General features: G+C 63.1%; 13 protein-coding genes. 10 read left to right on the forward strand and 3 right to left on the reverse strand.

All coding sequences use genetic code 11. From position 1 onward, the window contains the following. From dgcA to etfB, 4 genes are all read left to right on the forward strand, one after another. Nucleotides 1–2,061: a dimethylglycine demethylation protein DgcA gene (gene dgcA, locus BN1188_RS02720; protein ID WP_040259696.1), complete on the forward strand. Its 2,061-nt coding sequence runs from the start codon at nucleotides 1–3 to the stop codon at nucleotides 2,059–2,061. 142 nt (nucleotides 2,062–2,203) lie between these two features. After that, nucleotides 2,204–4,168: a dimethylglycine demethylation protein DgcB gene (gene dgcB, locus BN1188_RS02725; RefSeq protein WP_040259697.1), complete on the forward strand. Its 1,965-nt coding sequence runs from the start codon at nucleotides 2,204–2,206 to the stop codon at nucleotides 4,166–4,168. Then, entirely contained in the window at nucleotides 4,168–5,388 is a 1,221-nt protein-coding gene (etfA, locus tag BN1188_RS02730) for an electron transfer flavoprotein subunit alpha (RefSeq protein WP_040259698.1), read from the forward strand. The genes dgcB and etfA overlap by 1 nt, the downstream gene beginning before the upstream one ends. A gap of 10 nt (nucleotides 5,389–5,398) precedes the next feature. After that, the gene (gene etfB, locus BN1188_RS02735; RefSeq protein ID WP_040259876.1) at nucleotides 5,399–6,169 is read left to right on the forward strand and encodes an electron transfer flavoprotein subunit beta; all 771 of its coding nucleotides are present in this window, start codon (nucleotides 5,399–5,401) and stop codon (nucleotides 6,167–6,169) included. Nucleotides 6,170–6,226: 57 nt separating this feature from the next. Here the strand turns inward: etfB and BN1188_RS02740 are convergent, their stop codons facing one another. Then, a complete protein-coding gene (locus BN1188_RS02740; RefSeq protein ID WP_408633566.1) occupies nucleotides 6,227–8,272 on the reverse strand; it encodes a TonB-dependent siderophore receptor in 2,046 nt (681 codons plus the stop codon). A 322-nt stretch (nucleotides 8,273–8,594) separates the two neighbouring features. Between BN1188_RS02740 and BN1188_RS22210 the strand changes: the two genes are divergently transcribed. Next, nucleotides 8,595–9,203 carry an RHS repeat-associated core domain-containing protein gene (locus tag BN1188_RS22210; protein WP_408633559.1) on the forward strand — a complete coding sequence of 203 codons (609 nt, stop codon included), beginning with the start codon at nucleotides 8,595–8,597 and terminating at the stop codon, nucleotides 9,201–9,203. A 64-nt stretch (nucleotides 9,204–9,267) separates the two neighbouring features. Here BN1188_RS22210 and gbcA read toward each other — a convergent pair whose 3' ends face one another. Beyond that, nucleotides 9,268–10,563 carry a glycine-betaine demethylase subunit GbcA gene (gene gbcA / locus BN1188_RS02750; protein ID WP_040259700.1) on the reverse strand — a complete coding sequence of 432 codons (1,296 nt, stop codon included), beginning with the start codon at nucleotides 10,561–10,563 and terminating at the stop codon, nucleotides 9,268–9,270. Nucleotides 10,564–10,859: 296 nt separating this feature from the next. Between gbcA and gbcB the strand changes: the two genes are divergently transcribed. The 3 genes from gbcB to BN1188_RS02765 all read left to right on the forward strand — a co-directional run bounded on the left by gbcB (nucleotide 10,860) and on the right by BN1188_RS02765 (nucleotide 12,701). Continuing rightward, complete coding sequence (gene gbcB, locus BN1188_RS02755) at nucleotides 10,860–11,960, forward strand: glycine-betaine demethylase subunit GbcB (RefSeq protein WP_040259702.1); 1,101 nt, start codon at nucleotides 10,860–10,862, stop codon at nucleotides 11,958–11,960. Nucleotides 11,961–12,171: 211 nt separating this feature from the next. After that, complete coding sequence (locus BN1188_RS02760; protein WP_040259704.1) at nucleotides 12,172–12,402, forward strand: hypothetical protein; 231 nt, start codon at nucleotides 12,172–12,174, stop codon at nucleotides 12,400–12,402. Next, nucleotides 12,399–12,701: a cell division protein ZapA gene (locus BN1188_RS02765; RefSeq protein WP_040259705.1), complete on the forward strand. Its 303-nt coding sequence runs from the start codon at nucleotides 12,399–12,401 to the stop codon at nucleotides 12,699–12,701. The genes BN1188_RS02760 and BN1188_RS02765 overlap by 4 nt, the downstream gene beginning before the upstream one ends. Nucleotides 12,702–12,774: 73 nt before the next feature. Here the strand turns inward: BN1188_RS02765 and BN1188_RS02770 are convergent, their stop codons facing one another. Next, a complete protein-coding gene (locus BN1188_RS02770) occupies nucleotides 12,775–13,815 on the reverse strand; it encodes a threonine aldolase family protein (protein WP_040259707.1) in 1,041 nt (346 codons plus the stop codon). A gap of 367 nt (nucleotides 13,816–14,182) precedes the next feature. Between BN1188_RS02770 and glyA the strand changes: the two genes are divergently transcribed. Together glyA and BN1188_RS02780 are read left to right on the forward strand one after the other, a co-directional pair. Continuing rightward, nucleotides 14,183–15,436, forward strand: a complete 1,254-nt coding sequence (glyA, locus tag BN1188_RS02775) for a serine hydroxymethyltransferase (protein WP_040259708.1) — start codon at nucleotides 14,183–14,185, stop codon at nucleotides 15,434–15,436. 15 nt (nucleotides 15,437–15,451) lie between these two features. Beyond that, the gene (locus BN1188_RS02780) at nucleotides 15,452–16,702 is read left to right on the forward strand and encodes a sarcosine oxidase subunit beta family protein (protein WP_040259709.1); all 1,251 of its coding nucleotides are present in this window, start codon (nucleotides 15,452–15,454) and stop codon (nucleotides 16,700–16,702) included. The last annotated feature ends 8 nt before the right edge of the window (nucleotides 16,703–16,710 follow it).

Genomic DNA, 16,710 nt, shown 5'->3' on the forward strand with positions numbered 1-16,710 from the left:
ATGGCTTTCGAAGCGATGTTCCAGCCGATCCAGGTCGGCAAGCTCACCATCCGCAACCGGGTGCTCAGTACCGCCCATGCCGAGGTGTACGCCACCGATGGCGGCATGACCACCGAACGCTACGTCAAATACTACGAAGAGAAGGCCAAGGGTGGCATCGGCCTGGCCATCTGTGGCGGTTCCTCCACCGTGGCCATCGACAGCCCTCAGGGCTGGTGGAAGTCGGTGAATCTGTCTACCGACCGTATCATCCCGCATTTCCAGAACCTGGCCGACGCCATGCACAAGCATGGGGCCAAGATCATGATCCAGATCACCCACATGGGCCGCCGCTCTCGCTGGGACGGCGAGCACTGGCCGACCCTGATGTCGCCCTCCGGCATTCGCGAGCCCGTGCACCGGGCCACCTGCAAGACCATCGAGCCGGAAGAGATCCAGCGCGTGATCGGCAACTACGCCCAGGCGGCCCGACGCGCCAAGGCCGGCGGCCTGGATGGCGTGGAGCTGTCGGCCGTGCACCAGCACATGATCGACCAGTTCTGGAGCCCCCGGGTCAACAAGCGCACGGATGAATGGGGTGGCAGCTTCGAGAACCGCATGCGCTTTGGCCTTGAGGTGCTCAAGGCGGTACGTGCCGAAGTGGGCGATGACTTCTGCGTGGGCCTGCGCATCTGCGGCGATGAATTCCATCCCGATGGCCTGAGCCATGAGGACATGAAGCAGATCGCGGCCTACTACGACGCCACGGGCATGGTGGACTTCTTCGGCGTGGTCGGCTCCGGATGCGACACCCATAACACCCTGGCCAACGTGATTCCGAACATGAGCTATCCGCCGGAGCCGTTCCTGCACCTGGCGGCCGGCATCAAGGAAGTGGTCAAGGTCCCGGTGCTGCATGCCCAGAACATCAAGGACCCCAACCAGGCGACCCGCATCCTGGAGGGCGGCTACGTGGACATGGTCGGCATGACCCGAGCCCATATCGCCGACCCGCATCTCATCGCCAAGATCAGGATGGGCAAGGTCGACCAGATCAAGCAGTGCGTGGGCGCCAACTATTGCATCGACCGTCAGTACCAGGGGCTGGACGTCCTTTGCATCCAGAACGCGGCCACTTCCCGGGAATACCTGGGTGTGCCCCATATCATCGAGAAAAGCAGCGGGCCCCGACGCAAGGTGGTCATCGTTGGCGCCGGCCCCGCTGGCCTCGAGGCTGCGCGGGTGTCAGCGGAGCGGGGCCACGATGTGACCCTGTTCGAGAAAAAGGAACAACTCGGCGGGCAGATCACCATTGCCGCCAAGGCGCCCCAGCGTGATCAGATCGCCGGCATCACCCGCTGGTACCAACTGGAATTGGCGCGTCTGAATGTGGACCTGCGCCTGGGTACGGCGGCGGATATCGACACCCTGATGGACCTGCGCCCGGATGTGATCGTGCTGGCCAACGGTGGCCATCCCTTCGTGGAGCAGAATGAGCATTGGGGCGCCGCCGAGGGCCTGGTGGTGAGCAGTTGGGACGTTCTCGACGGCAAGGTCGCACCGGGCAAGAACGTGCTGGTGTACGACACCATCTGCGAGTTCACCGGCATGTCCGTGGCTGATTTCCTGGCGGACAAAGGCAGCCAGGTGGAAATCGTTACCGATGACATCAAGCCCGGCGTGGCCATGGGCGGCACCACTTTCCCCACATACTACCGCAGCCTCTACCCTAAGGAAGTCATCATGACCGGGGACCTGATGCTGGAGAAGGTCTACCGTGAAGGCGACAAGCTGGTAGCACTGCTGGTGAACGAGTACACCGGCGCCAAGGAAGAACGCGTAGTGGACCAGGTGGTGATCGAGAACGGCGTGCGCCCGGACGAAACCCTCTACTACGGCCTCAAGGAGGGTTCGCGCAACAAGGGGCAGATCGACGTGGAAGCCCTGTTCGCCATCGAGCCACAACCGGCGCTAAGCCAGCCGGGTGAGGGCTACTTGCTGTACCGCATCGGCGACTGCGTGGCCCAGCGCAACGTGCACGCGGCCATCTACGACGCCCTGCGGCTGTGCAAGGATTTCTGACACCGCCGCCTTGGAATGCGCGAATCGGTGAGAGCTAGCGCCAGCTAGCGAATGAGCTCGACAACTCGAGCAAATTCGCAGGCCTCGCTGGCTCCCACAGAGGCAACGCTTGCGCTTTGGTTTTGCCGGAGGCCTTTGTGCCATGCTGAACACCATTCTCCCCATCCTGCTGTTCGCTGCCCTGGCCTTGACCCTACTGGGCGCGGCTCGCCGCGTGGCCTTGTGGCGCCAGGGGCGGCGCGCGAAGGTCAGCCTGCTGGCCGGCTTGCTGGCCATGCCCCGGCGTTACCTGGTGGACCTGCACCACGTGGTGGCCCGGGATCGGTACATGTCCAACACCCACGTGGCCACCGCGGGCGGCTTCGCCCTGGCCGCTATGCTGGCCGTGGCCGTGCATGGCTTCGGCTGGCATAGCCGGGTGCTGGGCGTCGCCTTGCTGGTGGCTACCGGCGTGATGTTCTGCGGCGCCCTCTTCGTGTACAAGCGCCGTTTGAACCCTCCGGCTCGCCTGTCCAAGGGCCCGTGGATGCGCCTGCCCAAAAGCCTGTTGATGTTCTCGGCTAGCTTCTTCATCGCCACCCTTCCGGTGGCCGGGGTACTGCCTGTCGACTTCGGCGGCTGGGTGCTGGCAGCGTTGCTGGGGCTAGGTGTGCTGTGGGGCGTCTGTGAGCTGTTTCTGGGTATGACCTGGGGCGGGCCGCTCAAGCATGCCTTCGCCGGTGCCCTTCACCTGGCCTGGCATCGCCGGCCCGAGCGTTTCGGCGGGGGGCGCTCCAGCGGTCTCAAGCCCTTGGACCTGGCAGACCCAACCGCCCCGCTGGGGGTGGAAAAACCCAAGGATTTTACCTGGAACCAACTGCTGGGCTTCGATGCCTGTGTGCAATGCGGCCGCTGCGAGGCCATGTGCCCAGCGTTTGCCGCTGGCCAGCCGCTGAACCCCAAGAAGTTGATCCAGGACATGGTCATCGGCCTGGCGGGCGGCACCGATGCGCGCTACGCCGGCAGCCCCTATCCCTCGGCTGACGGCAAGGGCAGGCCTTTGGGGGATCACGGCGGCAATGCCCACCAGCCTATCGTCGATGGCCTGGTCAGCGCCGATACCTTGTGGGCATGCACCACCTGCCGCGCGTGTGTCGAAGAGTGCCCGATGATGATCGAGCACGTGGATGCCATCGTCGACATGCGTCGGCACCTGACCCTGGAAAAGGGCGCGACGCCCAACAAGGGCGCCGAGGTGCTGGAAAACCTGATCGCCACGGACAACCCAGGTGGCTTCGCCCCCGGCGGACGGCTGCACTGGGCTACGGATCTGGCGCTGCCCCTGATGGCTGAAGTGAAACAGGCCGACGTGCTCTTCTGGGTGGGCGACGGGGCCTTCGACATGCGCAACCAACGTACCTTGCGCGCCTTCGTCAAGGTGCTCAAGGCCGCCGCAGTAGACTTCGCCGTGCTGGGCATGGAAGAACGTGACAGTGGTGACGTGGCTCGTCGCCTGGGTGATGAGGCTACCTTCCAGCTTCTGGCCAAGCGCAACATCCACAGCCTTGGCCAATACCGCTTCAACCGCATCGTGACCTGCGACCCCCACAGCTTCCATGTGCTGAAAAACGAATACGGGGCCTTCGGCGGACATTATGAGGTGCATCATCACAGCACCTACATGGCCGACCTGATGAGCGCTCAACGCTTGACCTTGACGCCCTATCGAGGCGGCAGCGTGACCTACCACGACCCTTGTTACCTCGGGCGTTACAACGGTGAGTACGAAGCACCGCGCCAGGTGCTGCGTGGCCTGGGCATCGAAGTAAAGGAAATGCAGCGCTCAGGGTTCAGGTCTCGCTGCTGCGGTGGAGGCGGGGGCGCGCCCATCACTGACATTCCCGGCAAGCAGCGTATTCCGGACATGCGCATGGGCGACATTCGCGAAACCGGCGCCGAGCTGGTGGCGGTAGGCTGCCCGCAGTGCACGGCCATGCTGGAAGGCGTGGTCGCGCCTCGCCCGGAAATCAAGGACATTGCCGAATTGGTGGCCGACGCGCTGGTGGAAACGCCAGCATCGGTGGCGACGCCGCGAGCCAAGGCTCCTGAAGTAGCGGAGGTGAACTGATGAATCAGATTCTACGGCGGGACCCGCGCGCCGAGTGGATCGCCCGCAATCGCCTGCACCCCTTGCATGGCAGCCTGCAACCCCAGCAGGCGACATGGCAGGGCCCTTCAGGCGTGGTGCGCAAGAACCCCCATGCGGTGGGCTTCATGGGCCCCAACGGCATACGCCGCATCGATCGCAGCGGCGCCCAGCAGGGGGGCAACCTGCGGCGTATCGCCCAAGCCGAGCCGCAGCTACCGTTGCGCAGCATACCGGCGCCGACGTTCCTCGTGGCGGTGGTTCCAGATCTGGTTGGCGGCCGTCTGACCAGCCATGATCGAGACCTCCTTGGTTTGGCCCGGCAGTTGGCTGGAGAGGAGGGGGCCGTACTGGCGATCGTATTCGGCGAGCACAAGGAGCCCGCATTCGACACCGCCGGGGTGGACCGCCTGCTGACCCTCAGCGGCGCGCAATACAACGGGTACGCGCCCGAGCAACGAGTACAGGCCTTGCAAACGGCGGACACTGAATTCAACCCTCGCTACTGGCTGATGCCTGACAGCCACGACGGCGGCGGCGAATTGGGACGGCGCCTGGCGGCGCGCCTTGGCGAACGCCCCGCGACCCGAATCTGGCAGCTCAAGGATGGATGGTGTCAGGGCCGTGCCGGTGCGGGGCAGCACGACCTGACGCAGCCGCTGCCTCGCTTCATCCTGGCTGCCGCCGAGTGTGCCGAGCCCGTGGATGACGCCCGCCATGAGGCCTTGCCGGTGACCCTGGCGTGCCCTGTAGCCCGCACGCTCGGACGTATCGAGGACGCTGGCGCGGTGGCCGTCGACCCCGCTGCCATTCCCATGGCCGAGGCCGAATTCATTCTTTCCGGCGGTAACGGGGTCAAGGACTGGCCACTGTTCCACCAGGTCGCGGTATCGCTGGGGGCCACCGAAGGTGCTTCCCGAGTGGCCGTGGACGACGGCTTCATGACCCGGGAGCGGCAGGTAGGGGCCAGTGGCACCTGGGTCACCGCGCGGGTGTATGTGGCCGTCGGGATCTCCGGCGCCATCCAGCACTTGCAGGGCATCGGTGCCTGCGACAAGGTGATCGCCATCAATCAGGACCCAGCCTGCGACATGGTCAAGCGCGCCGACCTCTCGGTGATCGGTGACAGCACGGCGCTGTTGCAGGCGTTGATGAACGCCGTGAATGCCTGGCGCCGTGGCGCCGAACGCAACGCTGCCTGAGGTTCTGCAGATGAGTACCCAAATCGTGACCTTGGTATCGGTGGGTGCCCACCCCACTTCCGGACGTCCCCGACGCGCCGAGCAGGATGCCCGCGCCCTGGAGCTGGGCTTGCGCCTGGCCGGTGAAGACCTGCGAGTCGTACACGCCGGCGACCCGCGGCAACCTGTGCTGCGTGACTACCTGGGCATGGGCGTGGACAGCCTGGACGTATTGGAACAGCCCGCTGGGGCTGATGCCTTGCCCGGCCTGGCGGACTACTTGCGCGACACCGGCGCGCAGCTGGTATTGACCGGCAGCCAGGCCGAGACCGGTGAAGGCTCGGGCATGCTGCCCTATCTGCTGGGTGAGCGCCTTGGCTGGCCAGTGGTAGTAGGCCTCGCTGAAGTGGAACGCATCGAAAATGGCGTGGCGCAGGTGCTACAGGCGTTGCCTCGGGGGCAGCGCCGGCGCTTGCGGGTACGCCTGCCCATGGTCGCTACCGTGGACAGCGCCGGCCCCAAGCCTCGGCAGAGCGCCTATGGCCCGGCCCGCCGTGGACGGCTCCAGGCACAGGAGGTGGAACTGGTCGAAGACAGCTTGCTGGCCCATGCCGAACTTGAGCCAGCCCGGGCGCGGCCCAAGCGGCTCAAGGTAATCAAGGCCAAGAGCGGTGCGGACCGCATGAAGGCCGCCACCGCCAAGGCCAGCGGCGGCGGTGGCAAGGTACTGAAGGGCGTGACCCCGGAGGAGGGGGCGGCGGCGATCCTGAAGTTGCTGCTCGAGGAAGGGATGGTGCGTTGATCGCCGTAACCGGCCAGCCTGGTTACGCCGGCTCGATCAGGACCTAGGCCGGGCGGGTTAGAAGGTTACGCTGGCAGTCAGCCTCGCGGTGCGCGGCTCCCCTACATTCACTTGCAGCTCGCTGCCAGTGCTCGAAGGGTAATACTGTTTGTTGAACAGGTTATCGACGTTCAACTGCAACCGTGTCTTGTAGCCCGCGGTGGGCAGGTCCCAGCGCAGGAAGGCATCAGCCACGGTGTAACTGCTCATCCAATAGCTGTTTGCGTTATCCCCGGCACGCTCGCCCACGTAGCGGGCCCCGGCTCCGGCATGCCATTGGCCGGTAGCGTCAGGCATGCGCAAGTGATGGCTCAGGTAGAGGCTGGCGGTGTGCTTCGGAGCATCGTTCAGCCGATGACCTTCGTTTTCCGGGTCGTCGAGGATTTCCGTGTGGGTGTAGGCGTAGGTACCGATCATGTCCCAGCGCGGCGCCAGCCGGCCGGTGACATCCAGCTCCAGGCCGCGCGAGCCGACTTTGCCGGCGGCCTCGGACTCGCCCAGGGCATTCTCGGTGACCACGTTGGTCTTGACGATATCGAAAAGCGCGACATTGACGTTCAGCGCCGAAGACGGCGTGTACTTGGCGCCCACTTCGTAGCTGCGGCCTTCCTCCGGATCGAAGGTGTGCCCAGTGTCGTCCACCGTGTCATTAGGCACGAAGGAGCGGCTGTAGTTGCCATACAAGGCCCAGGCGTCGTTGGGCTGGTATACCAGGCCGACGAAGGGGATGAAGGCTTCGCCGTTGTCGTCGCGGTTTGGGGTACTGGCGCGAGGGATTCCCTGGATACTGTATTGATCATAATGTTGCTGGCGCCCGCCGAATACCGCGATCCAACGGTCGTTGAGGTGCCAGTTGTCCTTGAAATATACCGAAGTGGAGGTCAACTCGTTACGCAGGTTACTGGTAGCAGGATCTACCAGGCTCGGTTCAGCCATCGCCCCGTAGGCTGGGTCGTAGAGGCTGAAACCTGATGACACCTTATTGCGGTATGTTTTACCTCGGTACTTGTCGCTGGCTTCGTTATCCACACCTATCAGGAGGTCGTGGCGCTGGCCGAAAAGTTGCTGCTCGCCTATGAAATCGAGGCTGGCGTAACGGGTTTCATAATCATAGTGGCCGCCGTTGGCTCGCCGACTCAGAGTACCGTTCACCAAGGTGGAAGGCTGTGCGATCGCCAGGCTATAGCGATCATTGTTCCAGCCGTAGGTCGCCCGGGTTTTCCAGGTATCGCTGAGCTGATACTCGAACTGCGCCTGGGCCGTTTCCGAGATGCCCACGGCCTTGGCCCATTTCTCGTCGAGCCGCTTGCCATAGCTCACATCGGCGGGGTGGCCGTTGACGAACACCGTGCCCCGATCGAAGGGGCTGCTGTAGTCGTTGTACTCATAGGAGAGCGTGAGGCTGGCGCGCTCGCCGGTCCAGCTCAGGGATGGCGCCACCAGGGTATGCTCGTTGGTGCCGTAGTTGCGCCAATAATCTTCGTGCTGCCGCTCGGCTACCAGGCGGTAGGCCAGCCCGCTTTCGCCCAGAGGACCTGTAGTGTCCACGCTGAGGGTACCGCCACCTTCGCTGTAGGCCGAGCCGGTGATTGTCGTGCTCTGGGTATATTGCGGGCGCTTGCTGATGACATTCACCAGGCCGCCCGGCTCGAGTGCGCCATACAGCAAGGAGGTGGGGCCTTTGAGCACTTCGATATGATCGGTGGTGGCGCTCAGGTTGTGGCCCACCACCGAGCGCACGCCGTCGCGCAGGATGCTGCCGTCATCGTTGGTGCCGAAGCCGCGCTTGACCAAGGCGTCCTTGGTGTTGCCCAGGGTATTGCCTTGGGAAACGCCGCTGACGAACTTTAGCGCATCGTCCAGTGAGGTGCTGGCGAAATCCTGGAGGGTTTGCTGGGTTACGATATTGATGCTCTGGGCCTCGTCACGGACAGGCACTTCGGATTTGCTCGCGGTGCTGGCCTGGTTACGGCTATAGCCTTCAGGCGCATCGATGGCCTGGCCTTTGACTTCTATCGGGCTCAACTCGACGCTCCCTTGAGCGGCTTGAGCTAGCGAGGCCATTGGCAATGAACAGATAGCCAGGGCGATCCAGGGACCAGGGGAAACGACGTGCATAGAAAGCGACCAGAGAGAATATTAATGATAACGATTCTATTTTAATCTTATTTGCTGCGTACAGTGCTATTGGTTTGATGGCCCCGGCTGGCAGATCTGTCAGCTTTTTCCCTTTGTTCCTTGTGCCTAGACTTCTGGTTTGCCTTGGAGTCGGCGCCCCATGACGTTCCAGCTTTTAATGCTTGAATTTAACCAGACGGTAAGTGCTCGGCTTCGGCGACGGCAGCTCGAACGTGATTGTTATCTGCCCTTCGGGGGCGTCGGGCATGTGCAAGACCGCGGACAGCTTGCCTTTATCGGCCAATGGCGTTCGCCTTCGCTTGACCTTTATCTTCTTGGTCACGGGAGGCGAGGCTATCTACCGTGCCTGGGGCGCTTCCTTCAACCTGATCGACACAGCCCATTCGGTATCGGGGGCCTGAATGCCTACGCCTATTGCGCGGCAGATCCGGTCAACCGAACGGACCCCAGCGGGGCTGCCTTCACGGCGCTCATCGTGGGTAGCATCGTGATCGGGGCTACCTCCGCAACATTGCAAGCCAGCCTCGTGGCCACGCGAAGCGTCAAGGACACACCGGCACGCATGATGTGGGGGATGAGGCTGGGGATCGTGGCAGGGCTCGCTTCAATGGTCTCGGGGATAGCGGCCGGCGTGCTCGGTGGCTCGGACCAGACCCGCGCCGCCCTGACCTGGGGGGCGTATGGCCTGGCCTTCACCAGTGCCGCGCTGCGTTTGTCGGTCAGCCTGCCGGCACTCTATCGAACTGAGCCTCGCAAGGTAGTGGGACGCTTGCTCGGTATAAGACGCGGGGCGGCACCAGGGCGCGGCTATGTGGCCGCGCTAAGGCGGGAGGCATTAGCTGTGGCCTTGAGATGACGACAAGGGCGGGCACGCCAGTCAGCTCCCTTGCAGCCGATAGAAATGGGCGAGATACGAGCGTCTATTCATGAGTCGCGACACCCTTGAGGTAGGGCGCCGGGGCTGCGCCCAGGTTATTGAGCATCCGCTCGCTGTACCAGTCGATGAAATTCACCACGCCAAACTCATAGGTCTTGGAGTAGGGGCCAGGCTGGTAGGCGGTGGAGTTGATCCCGCGCTGATTTTCCTCAGCCAGGCGACGGTCCTGGTCGTTGGTGGCGTCCCATACCTGGCGCAAACGCGCAGGATCATAGTCCACGCCTTCCACGGCATCCTTGTGCACCAGCCACTTGGTAGTGACGATGCTTTCCTGAGCGCTGATGGGCCAAACAGTGAATACGATGACGTGGTCGCCCATGCAGTGGTTCCAAGAGTGAGGCAGGTGCAGGATGCGCATGGAGCCCAGGTCCGGGTTCTGAATACGCCCCATCAGCTTGGTACAGCCTGGTTTGCCATCCATGGTCATGGACACGGTGCCCTTGAGCAGGGGCATGCGCACGATGCGGTTACGCAAACCGAAGCTGGCGTGCAGGTACGGAATCTTTTCCGCTTCCCAGGCCGCGGCTGATTGCGCCACGTGATCCTTGAAGGCCTGATCGGCGCGCGGGTCGTTGGTGTCGTCCCATTCAAGCAAGGTGTTGAGCAGCTCCGGATGCGAACCACTGCAGTGGTAACACTCGCGGTTGTTCTCCAGTACCAGCTTCCAGTTCGCTTTCTCTCGCAGGGTGGTCTGCACCGCGACCTTGGTGTTCTCCATGTCGTAGGGCTCCATGTAATGGCCCAAGGTCTGGAGGAATTCATCGATGGCCGGCGGGTTCTGCGCCAGGCTGATGAAGATATAGCCCCCGGCGGTTTTCAGATGCACCGGCTTGAGGCCGAAGGCCTTCATATCGAAGTCATCGCCCATTTCGCTGCCGGCGAACAGCAGCCGGCCGTCCAGCTCGTAAGTCCATTGGTGATAGGGGCATACCAGCTTGGCGACCTTGCCCTTTTCTCCGGCGCACAGGCGCGAGCCCCGGTGACGGCATACGTTATGGAAAGCATGGATGGCATTGTCGGCGCCGCGTACCACGATGACCGGGTTCTTGCCGATTTCCAGGGTCAGGTAGTTGCCCTTCTTGGGAATCTCACACGTCATGCCCGCAATCAACCATTCCTTGTGGAAGATCTCCTGCATGTCGATCTCGAAAAGACGCTCATCGGTATAGAAAGGCTGCGGTAGGGAGTAGGTGCGTTCCCGGGTCTGCAGCATATGGGCGGTAGCGGTGCGCGCGGGTTCCAGGGGGTCGCCAAGGCTCAGGTTCTGGGTGACGTCCATCGTTCTATCCTCGAGGCCGGCGCGCCGGCGGCAGGGCTTTGGGGGCGCGCATGGTGCGCTTCACGGTTCGCCGCGAACCCGGATGCGGTCGCGTACGATCTGCGGCGAGTGTGCTTGCGGGGCTGGCCGGATCCTTATCCATGGGCGACATGGCCGCATCCGTTCCCGACGCGCCAAGCCCGTGCTGGCAAGGCTGGTCGCCACAAGCATGTGAATGTCGCGAATGGGAAAGAGCAGCCGCCCGTCGCCACGCAGAATCCAGCAGAAGGCCGGCGGTCGGCTATGGAGAGGCGAGCATGTCCAATAATTTCCTGAGCCCGGTGAATACCCAGACGTGGGCCAATGGCCGACACCTGGTGCGCTGCGTCAAGGTGATCCAGGAAACCTGGGATGTGCGCACCTTCTGTTTCATGGCCGATCAGCCCGTGATGTTCTTTTTCAAGCCAGGGCAGTTCGTGACTCTGGAGCTGGACATCGACGGCCAGCAGGTGATGCGTTCGTATACCATCTCCAGTTCACCCTCGGTGCCCTACAGCTTCTCGATCACCATCAAGCGCGTGCCTGGCGGGCGAGTATCGAACTGGCTGCACGACACCCTTCATGAAGGCCAGGAGTTGGCCGTGCACGGGCCTGTTGGGTTGTTCAACGCCATCGATTTTCCCTCGCCCAAGGTGCTTTACCTGAGCGGCGGCGTAGGCATCACCCCGGTCATGTCCATGGCTCGCTGGTTCTATGACACCAACGCCAATGTGGACATGATCTTCGTGCACAGCGCCCGCTCTCCCCGGGACATCATCTATCAGCGCGAGCTGGAGCAAATGGCCGCGCGCATCAGCAATTTCGCCCTGCATATCATCTGCGAGAAGCACGGCCTGGGCGAGCCTTGGGCCGGGTACCGGGGCTACCTGAACCGGGCCATGCTGGAACTGATGGCCCCTGACTTCCTTGAGCGGGAGGTCTTCTGTTGTGGGCCTACCCCCTACATGACAGCGGTGAAGCGGTTACTGGAGCAGGCCGGCTTCGACATGCGCCGTTATCATGAGGAATCCTTCGGTGCCACCCCGCCGGAAGCCAAGGCCGATGCGGTGGAGCAAGCCGAGCAGGCGGCTGACGCCCCGGAAGTGCCCGCCGCCGAGTTGCACCAGGTGGAATTCGTGGACACTGGCAAAAGCATTCGCGTAGCCCCGGGGGAGACCGTGCACGCGGCGGCGGCCAAGCTCGGGCTGACCATTCCCAAGGCCTGTGGCATGGGCATCTGCGGCACGTGCAAGGTGCTCAAGCTCAGCGGAGAAGTCGAGATGGACCACAACGGCGGCATTACCGAGGAAGACGAAGCCGAGGGGTACATTCTTTCCTGTTGCAGCGTGCCCAAGGGGGATGTGCGGATCGAATATTGAGCAGCAGTACCGTTTCGGACGGAGCATCCTGAAGACCGTCCGTCCATTGTCATGTTTTGTGCGGAACCGCACACTTTTCTGTCAGTCCATGGCCCATCGCGTGGTGGCGGGCCCTTTCCTTTTCATGGCGTGCTGCTCCGCACTGGCGAGGCGCGCGCTTTTTTCTTATCGTACGTGCCCTTCACGTGTTCATCCTGGTTTCGAGTACCCCATGTTGGAAGCATCCCTGAATAAATTGGAAGCGCTGGTTGGCCAGCTGCTGGAGCAAAACCGTCAGCTGGCCGAGGCCCATGCGGCGCTCAGTGTCGAGTTGGCGCAGGCCCGGGAGGAGAACGACAGCTTGCAGCTCACCTTGCTGGAACAGGAAGAACAGCAAGGCGCCACCGCGGCGCGTATCCAGGCCTTGATCGAGCGGGTCAGCCCTGCCGCGGCCGACGCATGAGCCAGAACACCACGCGGGTGGTCGAAATACTCGGCAACGATTACACCTTGCGCGCGCCGGCCGAGCAGGAGGAAGCGTTGTTTGAAGCGGCGATGATGCTCAAGTCCAGCCTCGCCGAAACCAAGAAGAAGCACCCGACTCTGGTCGGGGACCGCCTGCTGGTGTTGACGGCCATGAATCTCTGTTCGCAGATCCTCGATGCTCGCAAGGAGCACCGTGAGGCCTTGGCCCAGTATGAGCACAAGGTCAATGCCACGGTAGAGCAGCTGGAGCGTACGGTCAGCCGGGCGGCTGAATGATTCGCCAGTGCTGCTTCCTAAGGCAGGAGGCAGCGCAGTGCCGATCTTCGCTAGCTGCCGCTAGCTCCTACCGTCAAGGTTCAGCGGTGACGGTGCGGATGTCGGCGGCCAACTCCCGTACTCGCGCCTCGTCGGTGTCCCAGGCGCACATGAACCGGGCCCCTCCGCCAATGAAGGTATAGAACCGCCAGCCGCGCTCGCGCAGCCGGCTGATGGCCGCCGGTGCCATGTTCAGGAAGACGCCGTTGGCCTCTACAGGAAACATCAGGCTTACCTGCGGAACGTCAGCGATCAATCGCGCCAGCAACCGGGCGCATTCGTTGGCGTGACGGGCGTGGCGCAGCCAGGCGTCGCCTTCCAACAGCCCTACCCAAGGCGCCGAAAGAAAGCGCATCTTCGAGGCCAGTTGCCCAGCCTGCTTGCAGCGGTAATCAAAGTCTTCGGCCAGGTCATGGCGAAAGAACAGAATCGCCTCGCCTACCGCCATGCCGTTTTTGGTGCCGCCGAAACAGAGCACATCCACACCTGCTTTCCAGGTCAATTCCGCCGGGCTGCATCCCAGGGAGGCGCAAGCGTTGGCGAAGCGGGCCCCGTCCATGTGCAGGTTCAGCCCCAGCTCGCGGCAGGTGGCGCTGATGGCGGCGACGTCCTCGGGACGGTAGAGCGTCCCCACTTCGGTGGCCTGGGTCAGGGTCACGACGCGGGGCTTGGGGTAGTGGATATCCTGGCGCTTGAGAGCGATCTCACGAATGGCCTCGGGCGTAAGCTTGCCCCCTTCACTACGGGCCGTGAGCAGCTTGGAGCCGTTGGAAAAGAATTCAGGCGCTCCGCACTCATCCGTTTCCACGTGGGCCACGTCTGAACAGATGACGCTGTGATAACTCTGGCACAGCGCCGACAAGGCCAGGGAGTTGGCGGCAGTGCCGTTGAACGCGAAGAATACCTCGCAATCGGTTTCGAACAGACGCCGGAAATGGTCGGCGGCCCGGGCCGTCCATTCATCCTCCCCATAGGCCCGTTGATGGCCCTGGTTGGCTGCCTCCATCGCCGCCCAGGCTTCCGGGCACACGCCTGAATAGTTGTCGCTGGCGAATTGTTGGCTTTGGTCTGTCATGGGCAGGTCCTGATGGATTGACCGCGCCACTGTAGCGAACTTTGCGCGCTTGTAGGAGCCAGCGGAGCTGGCGAATGTGTGGTGGGTGAACACCCCATATACCGGCCCCTGCTCATGGCTTGTGCCATTGGCTGGCCGGTGTCGAAGTGATGGAATGCTCCGTTGCGTGGGGCTGCTTGACCCAGGCTCCCGGTACCATCGCCCTTGACCCGCTCGTGCGGCGCGGGAAACGCGGCAACAACGGTGCGGAGCGGATGTCGTAATCGCGCCGATGCGTGGCGCCCATAGGCATCTGGCGCGCCGGCGCCAGCCCTACCATCGCTGCCAATGCACCTACAACAGGCGCCGCAGCGCTGGGAGATCCGCGATGTTCAGCAAGCAAGACCAGATCCAGGGATACGATGATGCGCTGCTGGCGGCGATGAATGCTGAGGAGCAGCGCCAGGAAGACCATATCGAGCTGATCGCCTCGGAAAACTATACCAGCAAGCGGGTGATGCAGGCCCAGGGCAGCGGCTTGACCAACAAGTATGCCGAGGGCTATCCGGGCAAGCGTTACTACGGCGGTTGTGAGTACGTGGACCAGGTCGAGCAGTTGGCCATTGATCGCGCCAAGGCCTTGTTCGGTGCCGACTATGCCAACGTGCAGCCCCATTCCGGCTCCCAGGCCAACGCCGCGGTTTACCTGGCGCTGCTGCAACCGGGCGATACCGTGCTGGGCATGAGCCTGGCCCACGGTGGCCACCTGACCCACGGCGCCAAGGTGAGCTTCTCCGGCAAGCTGTACAACGCCGTGCAATATGGCCTGGACAGCGCCACAGGCCTGATCGACTACGACGAAGTGGAGCGTCTGGCCCTGGAATGCAAGCCCAGGATGCTGATCGCAGGCTTCTCCGCCTATTCCAAGACCCTGGACTTCGCCCGCTTCCGCGAGATCGCCGACAAGGTCGGCGCCTACCTGTTCGTGGACATGGCCCATGTGGCCGGGCTGGTGGCCGCCGGGCTTTACCCCAACCCGCTACCGTTCGCCGACGTGGTCACCACCACCACCCACAAGACCCTGCGCGGGCCACGCGGCGGGTTGATCCTGGCTCGGCGCAACGAAGAGCTGGAAAAGAAGCTCAACGCTGCGGTATTCCCCGGCGGCCAGGGCGGGCCTTTGATGCACGTGATCGCCGCCAAGGCCGTGTGCTTCAAGGAGGCCATGGAGCCTGGCTTCAAGGCCTACCAACAACAGGTGATCGACAACGCTCAGGCCATGGCGGGCGTGTTCATCGAGCGGGGTTACGACGTGGTGTCCGGCGGCACCGACAACCATCTGTTCCTGGTCAGCCTCATCCGTCAGGGGCTCACTGGGAAGGACGCCGACGCCGCGCTGGGCCGTGCCCATATCACGGTAAACAAGAACGCGGTGCCCAACGACCCACAATCGCCTTTCGTGACCTCGGGCCTGCGCATCGGCACCCCGGCCGTTACAAGTCGAGGCTTCCAGACCGAACAGTGCCAGTGCCTGGCTGGCTGGATCTGCGACATTCTGGACAACCTCGGCGATGCCGATGTGGAGGCCAATGTAGCCGTGCAGGTCAGTGCCCTGTGCGCTGAATTCCCGGTTTACCGCTGAGCTGGAGTACCGACTATGCAGCGTTATTCAGGCTTCGGCCTTTTCAAGCACTCTCTCAGCCATCATGAAAACTGGCAACGCATGTGGCGCACGCCTACGCCCAAGCCAGTCTATGACGTGGTCATCGTAGGCGGCGGCGGCCATGGCCTGGCAACGGCCTATTACCTGGCCAAGGAGCACGGCATCACCAACGTCGCCGTGGTGGAAAAAGGCTGGCTGGGCGGTGGCAACACCGCGCGCAACACCACCATCGTGCGCTCCAACTACCTGTGGGACGAATCGGCACACCTGTACGAGCATGCCATGAAGCTCTGGGAAGGCCTTTCCCAGGACCTGAACTACAACGTGATGTTCTCCCAGCGGGGCGTCTACAACCTTTGTCACACCCTGCAAGACATGCGTGACTCCGAGCGCCGCGTGAGCGCCAACCGCCTCAATGGCGTGGACGGGGAATTGCTGAATGCCCAGCAGGTGGCCGAGGAAATTCCCTACCTGGACTGCTCCAGGAATACTCGCTACCCAATCATGGGCGCCACCGTGCAACGGCGCGGCGGCGTTGCCCGCCACGACGCGGTGGCCTGGGGCTTTGCCCGGGCGGCCGACGCCCTGGGCGTGGACCTGATCCAGCAAACCGAGGTCACGGGTTTTCGCAAGGAAAACGGCACCGTGGTGGGCGTGGAAACCAACCGTGGCTTCATTGGCGCCAGGCGGGTAGGGGTCGTCACCGCAGGTAACTCCGGCTACATGGCCGACCTGGCCGGGTTCCGCCTGCCGCTGGAATCCCACCCGCTGCAGGCGCTGGTGTCCGAGCCGCTCAAGCCGATCATCGACAGCGTGATCATGAGCAACGCGGTGCACGGCTATATCAGCCAGTCCGACAAGGGCGACCTGGTCATCGGTGCCGGCATCGACAGTTGGGTGGGCTACGGCCAACGCGGCTCGTACCCGGTGATCGAGCACACCCTGCAGGCCATCGTGGAAATGTTCCCGATCCTTTCCCGAGTGCGCATGAACCGGCAATGGGGCGGCATCGTCGATACCACCCCCGACGCCTGCCCGATCATCAGCAAAACCCCGGTCAAGAACCTCTTCTTCAACTGCGGCTGGGGCACCGGTGGCTTCAAAGCCACCCCGGGTTCAGGAAATGTCTTCGCCGCCAGCCTGGCCAAGGGCGAAATGCATCCGCTGGCCAAGCCTTTCTCCATCGAGCGTTTCTACAACGGCGCTCTTATCGACGAACACGGCGCGGCCGCCGTCGCCCACTGACCGGAGCC

Source organism: Pseudomonas massiliensis, assembly GCF_000826105.1.
Lineage (GTDB): Bacteria > Pseudomonadota > Gammaproteobacteria > Pseudomonadales > Pseudomonadaceae > Aquipseudomonas > Aquipseudomonas massiliensis.

What these genes read in the sequence shown, in the direction of transcription:
- dgcA (WP_040259696.1), top strand. Translation starts at nt 1, where the DNA reads ATGGCTTTCGAAGCGATGTTCCAGCCGATCCAGGTCGGCAAGCTCACC.
- etfA (WP_040259698.1), top strand. Translation starts at nt 4,168, where the DNA reads ATGAATCAGATTCTACGGCGGGACCCGCGCGCCGAGTGGATCGCCCGC.
- glyA (WP_040259708.1), top strand. Translation starts at nt 14,183, where the DNA reads ATGTTCAGCAAGCAAGACCAGATCCAGGGATACGATGATGCGCTGCTG.
- gbcA (WP_040259700.1), bottom strand. Translation starts at nt 10,563, where the DNA reads ATGGACGTCACCCAGAACCTGAGCCTTGGCGACCCCCTGGAACCCGCG.
- BN1188_RS02780 (WP_040259709.1), top strand. Translation starts at nt 15,452, where the DNA reads ATGCAGCGTTATTCAGGCTTCGGCCTTTTCAAGCACTCTCTCAGCCAT.
- gbcB (WP_040259702.1), top strand. Translation starts at nt 10,860, where the DNA reads ATGTCCAATAATTTCCTGAGCCCGGTGAATACCCAGACGTGGGCCAAT.
- BN1188_RS02765 (WP_040259705.1), top strand. Translation starts at nt 12,399, where the DNA reads ATGAGCCAGAACACCACGCGGGTGGTCGAAATACTCGGCAACGATTAC.
- BN1188_RS02770 (WP_040259707.1), bottom strand. Translation starts at nt 13,815, where the DNA reads ATGACAGACCAAAGCCAACAATTCGCCAGCGACAACTATTCAGGCGTG.
- etfB (WP_040259876.1), top strand. Translation starts at nt 5,399, where the DNA reads ATGAGTACCCAAATCGTGACCTTGGTATCGGTGGGTGCCCACCCCACT.
- BN1188_RS02740 (WP_408633566.1), bottom strand. Translation starts at nt 8,272, where the DNA reads ATGGCCTCGCTAGCTCAAGCCGCTCAAGGGAGCGTCGAGTTGAGCCCG.
- BN1188_RS02760 (WP_040259704.1), top strand. Translation starts at nt 12,172, where the DNA reads ATGTTGGAAGCATCCCTGAATAAATTGGAAGCGCTGGTTGGCCAGCTG.
- dgcB (WP_040259697.1), top strand. Translation starts at nt 2,204, where the DNA reads ATGCTGAACACCATTCTCCCCATCCTGCTGTTCGCTGCCCTGGCCTTG.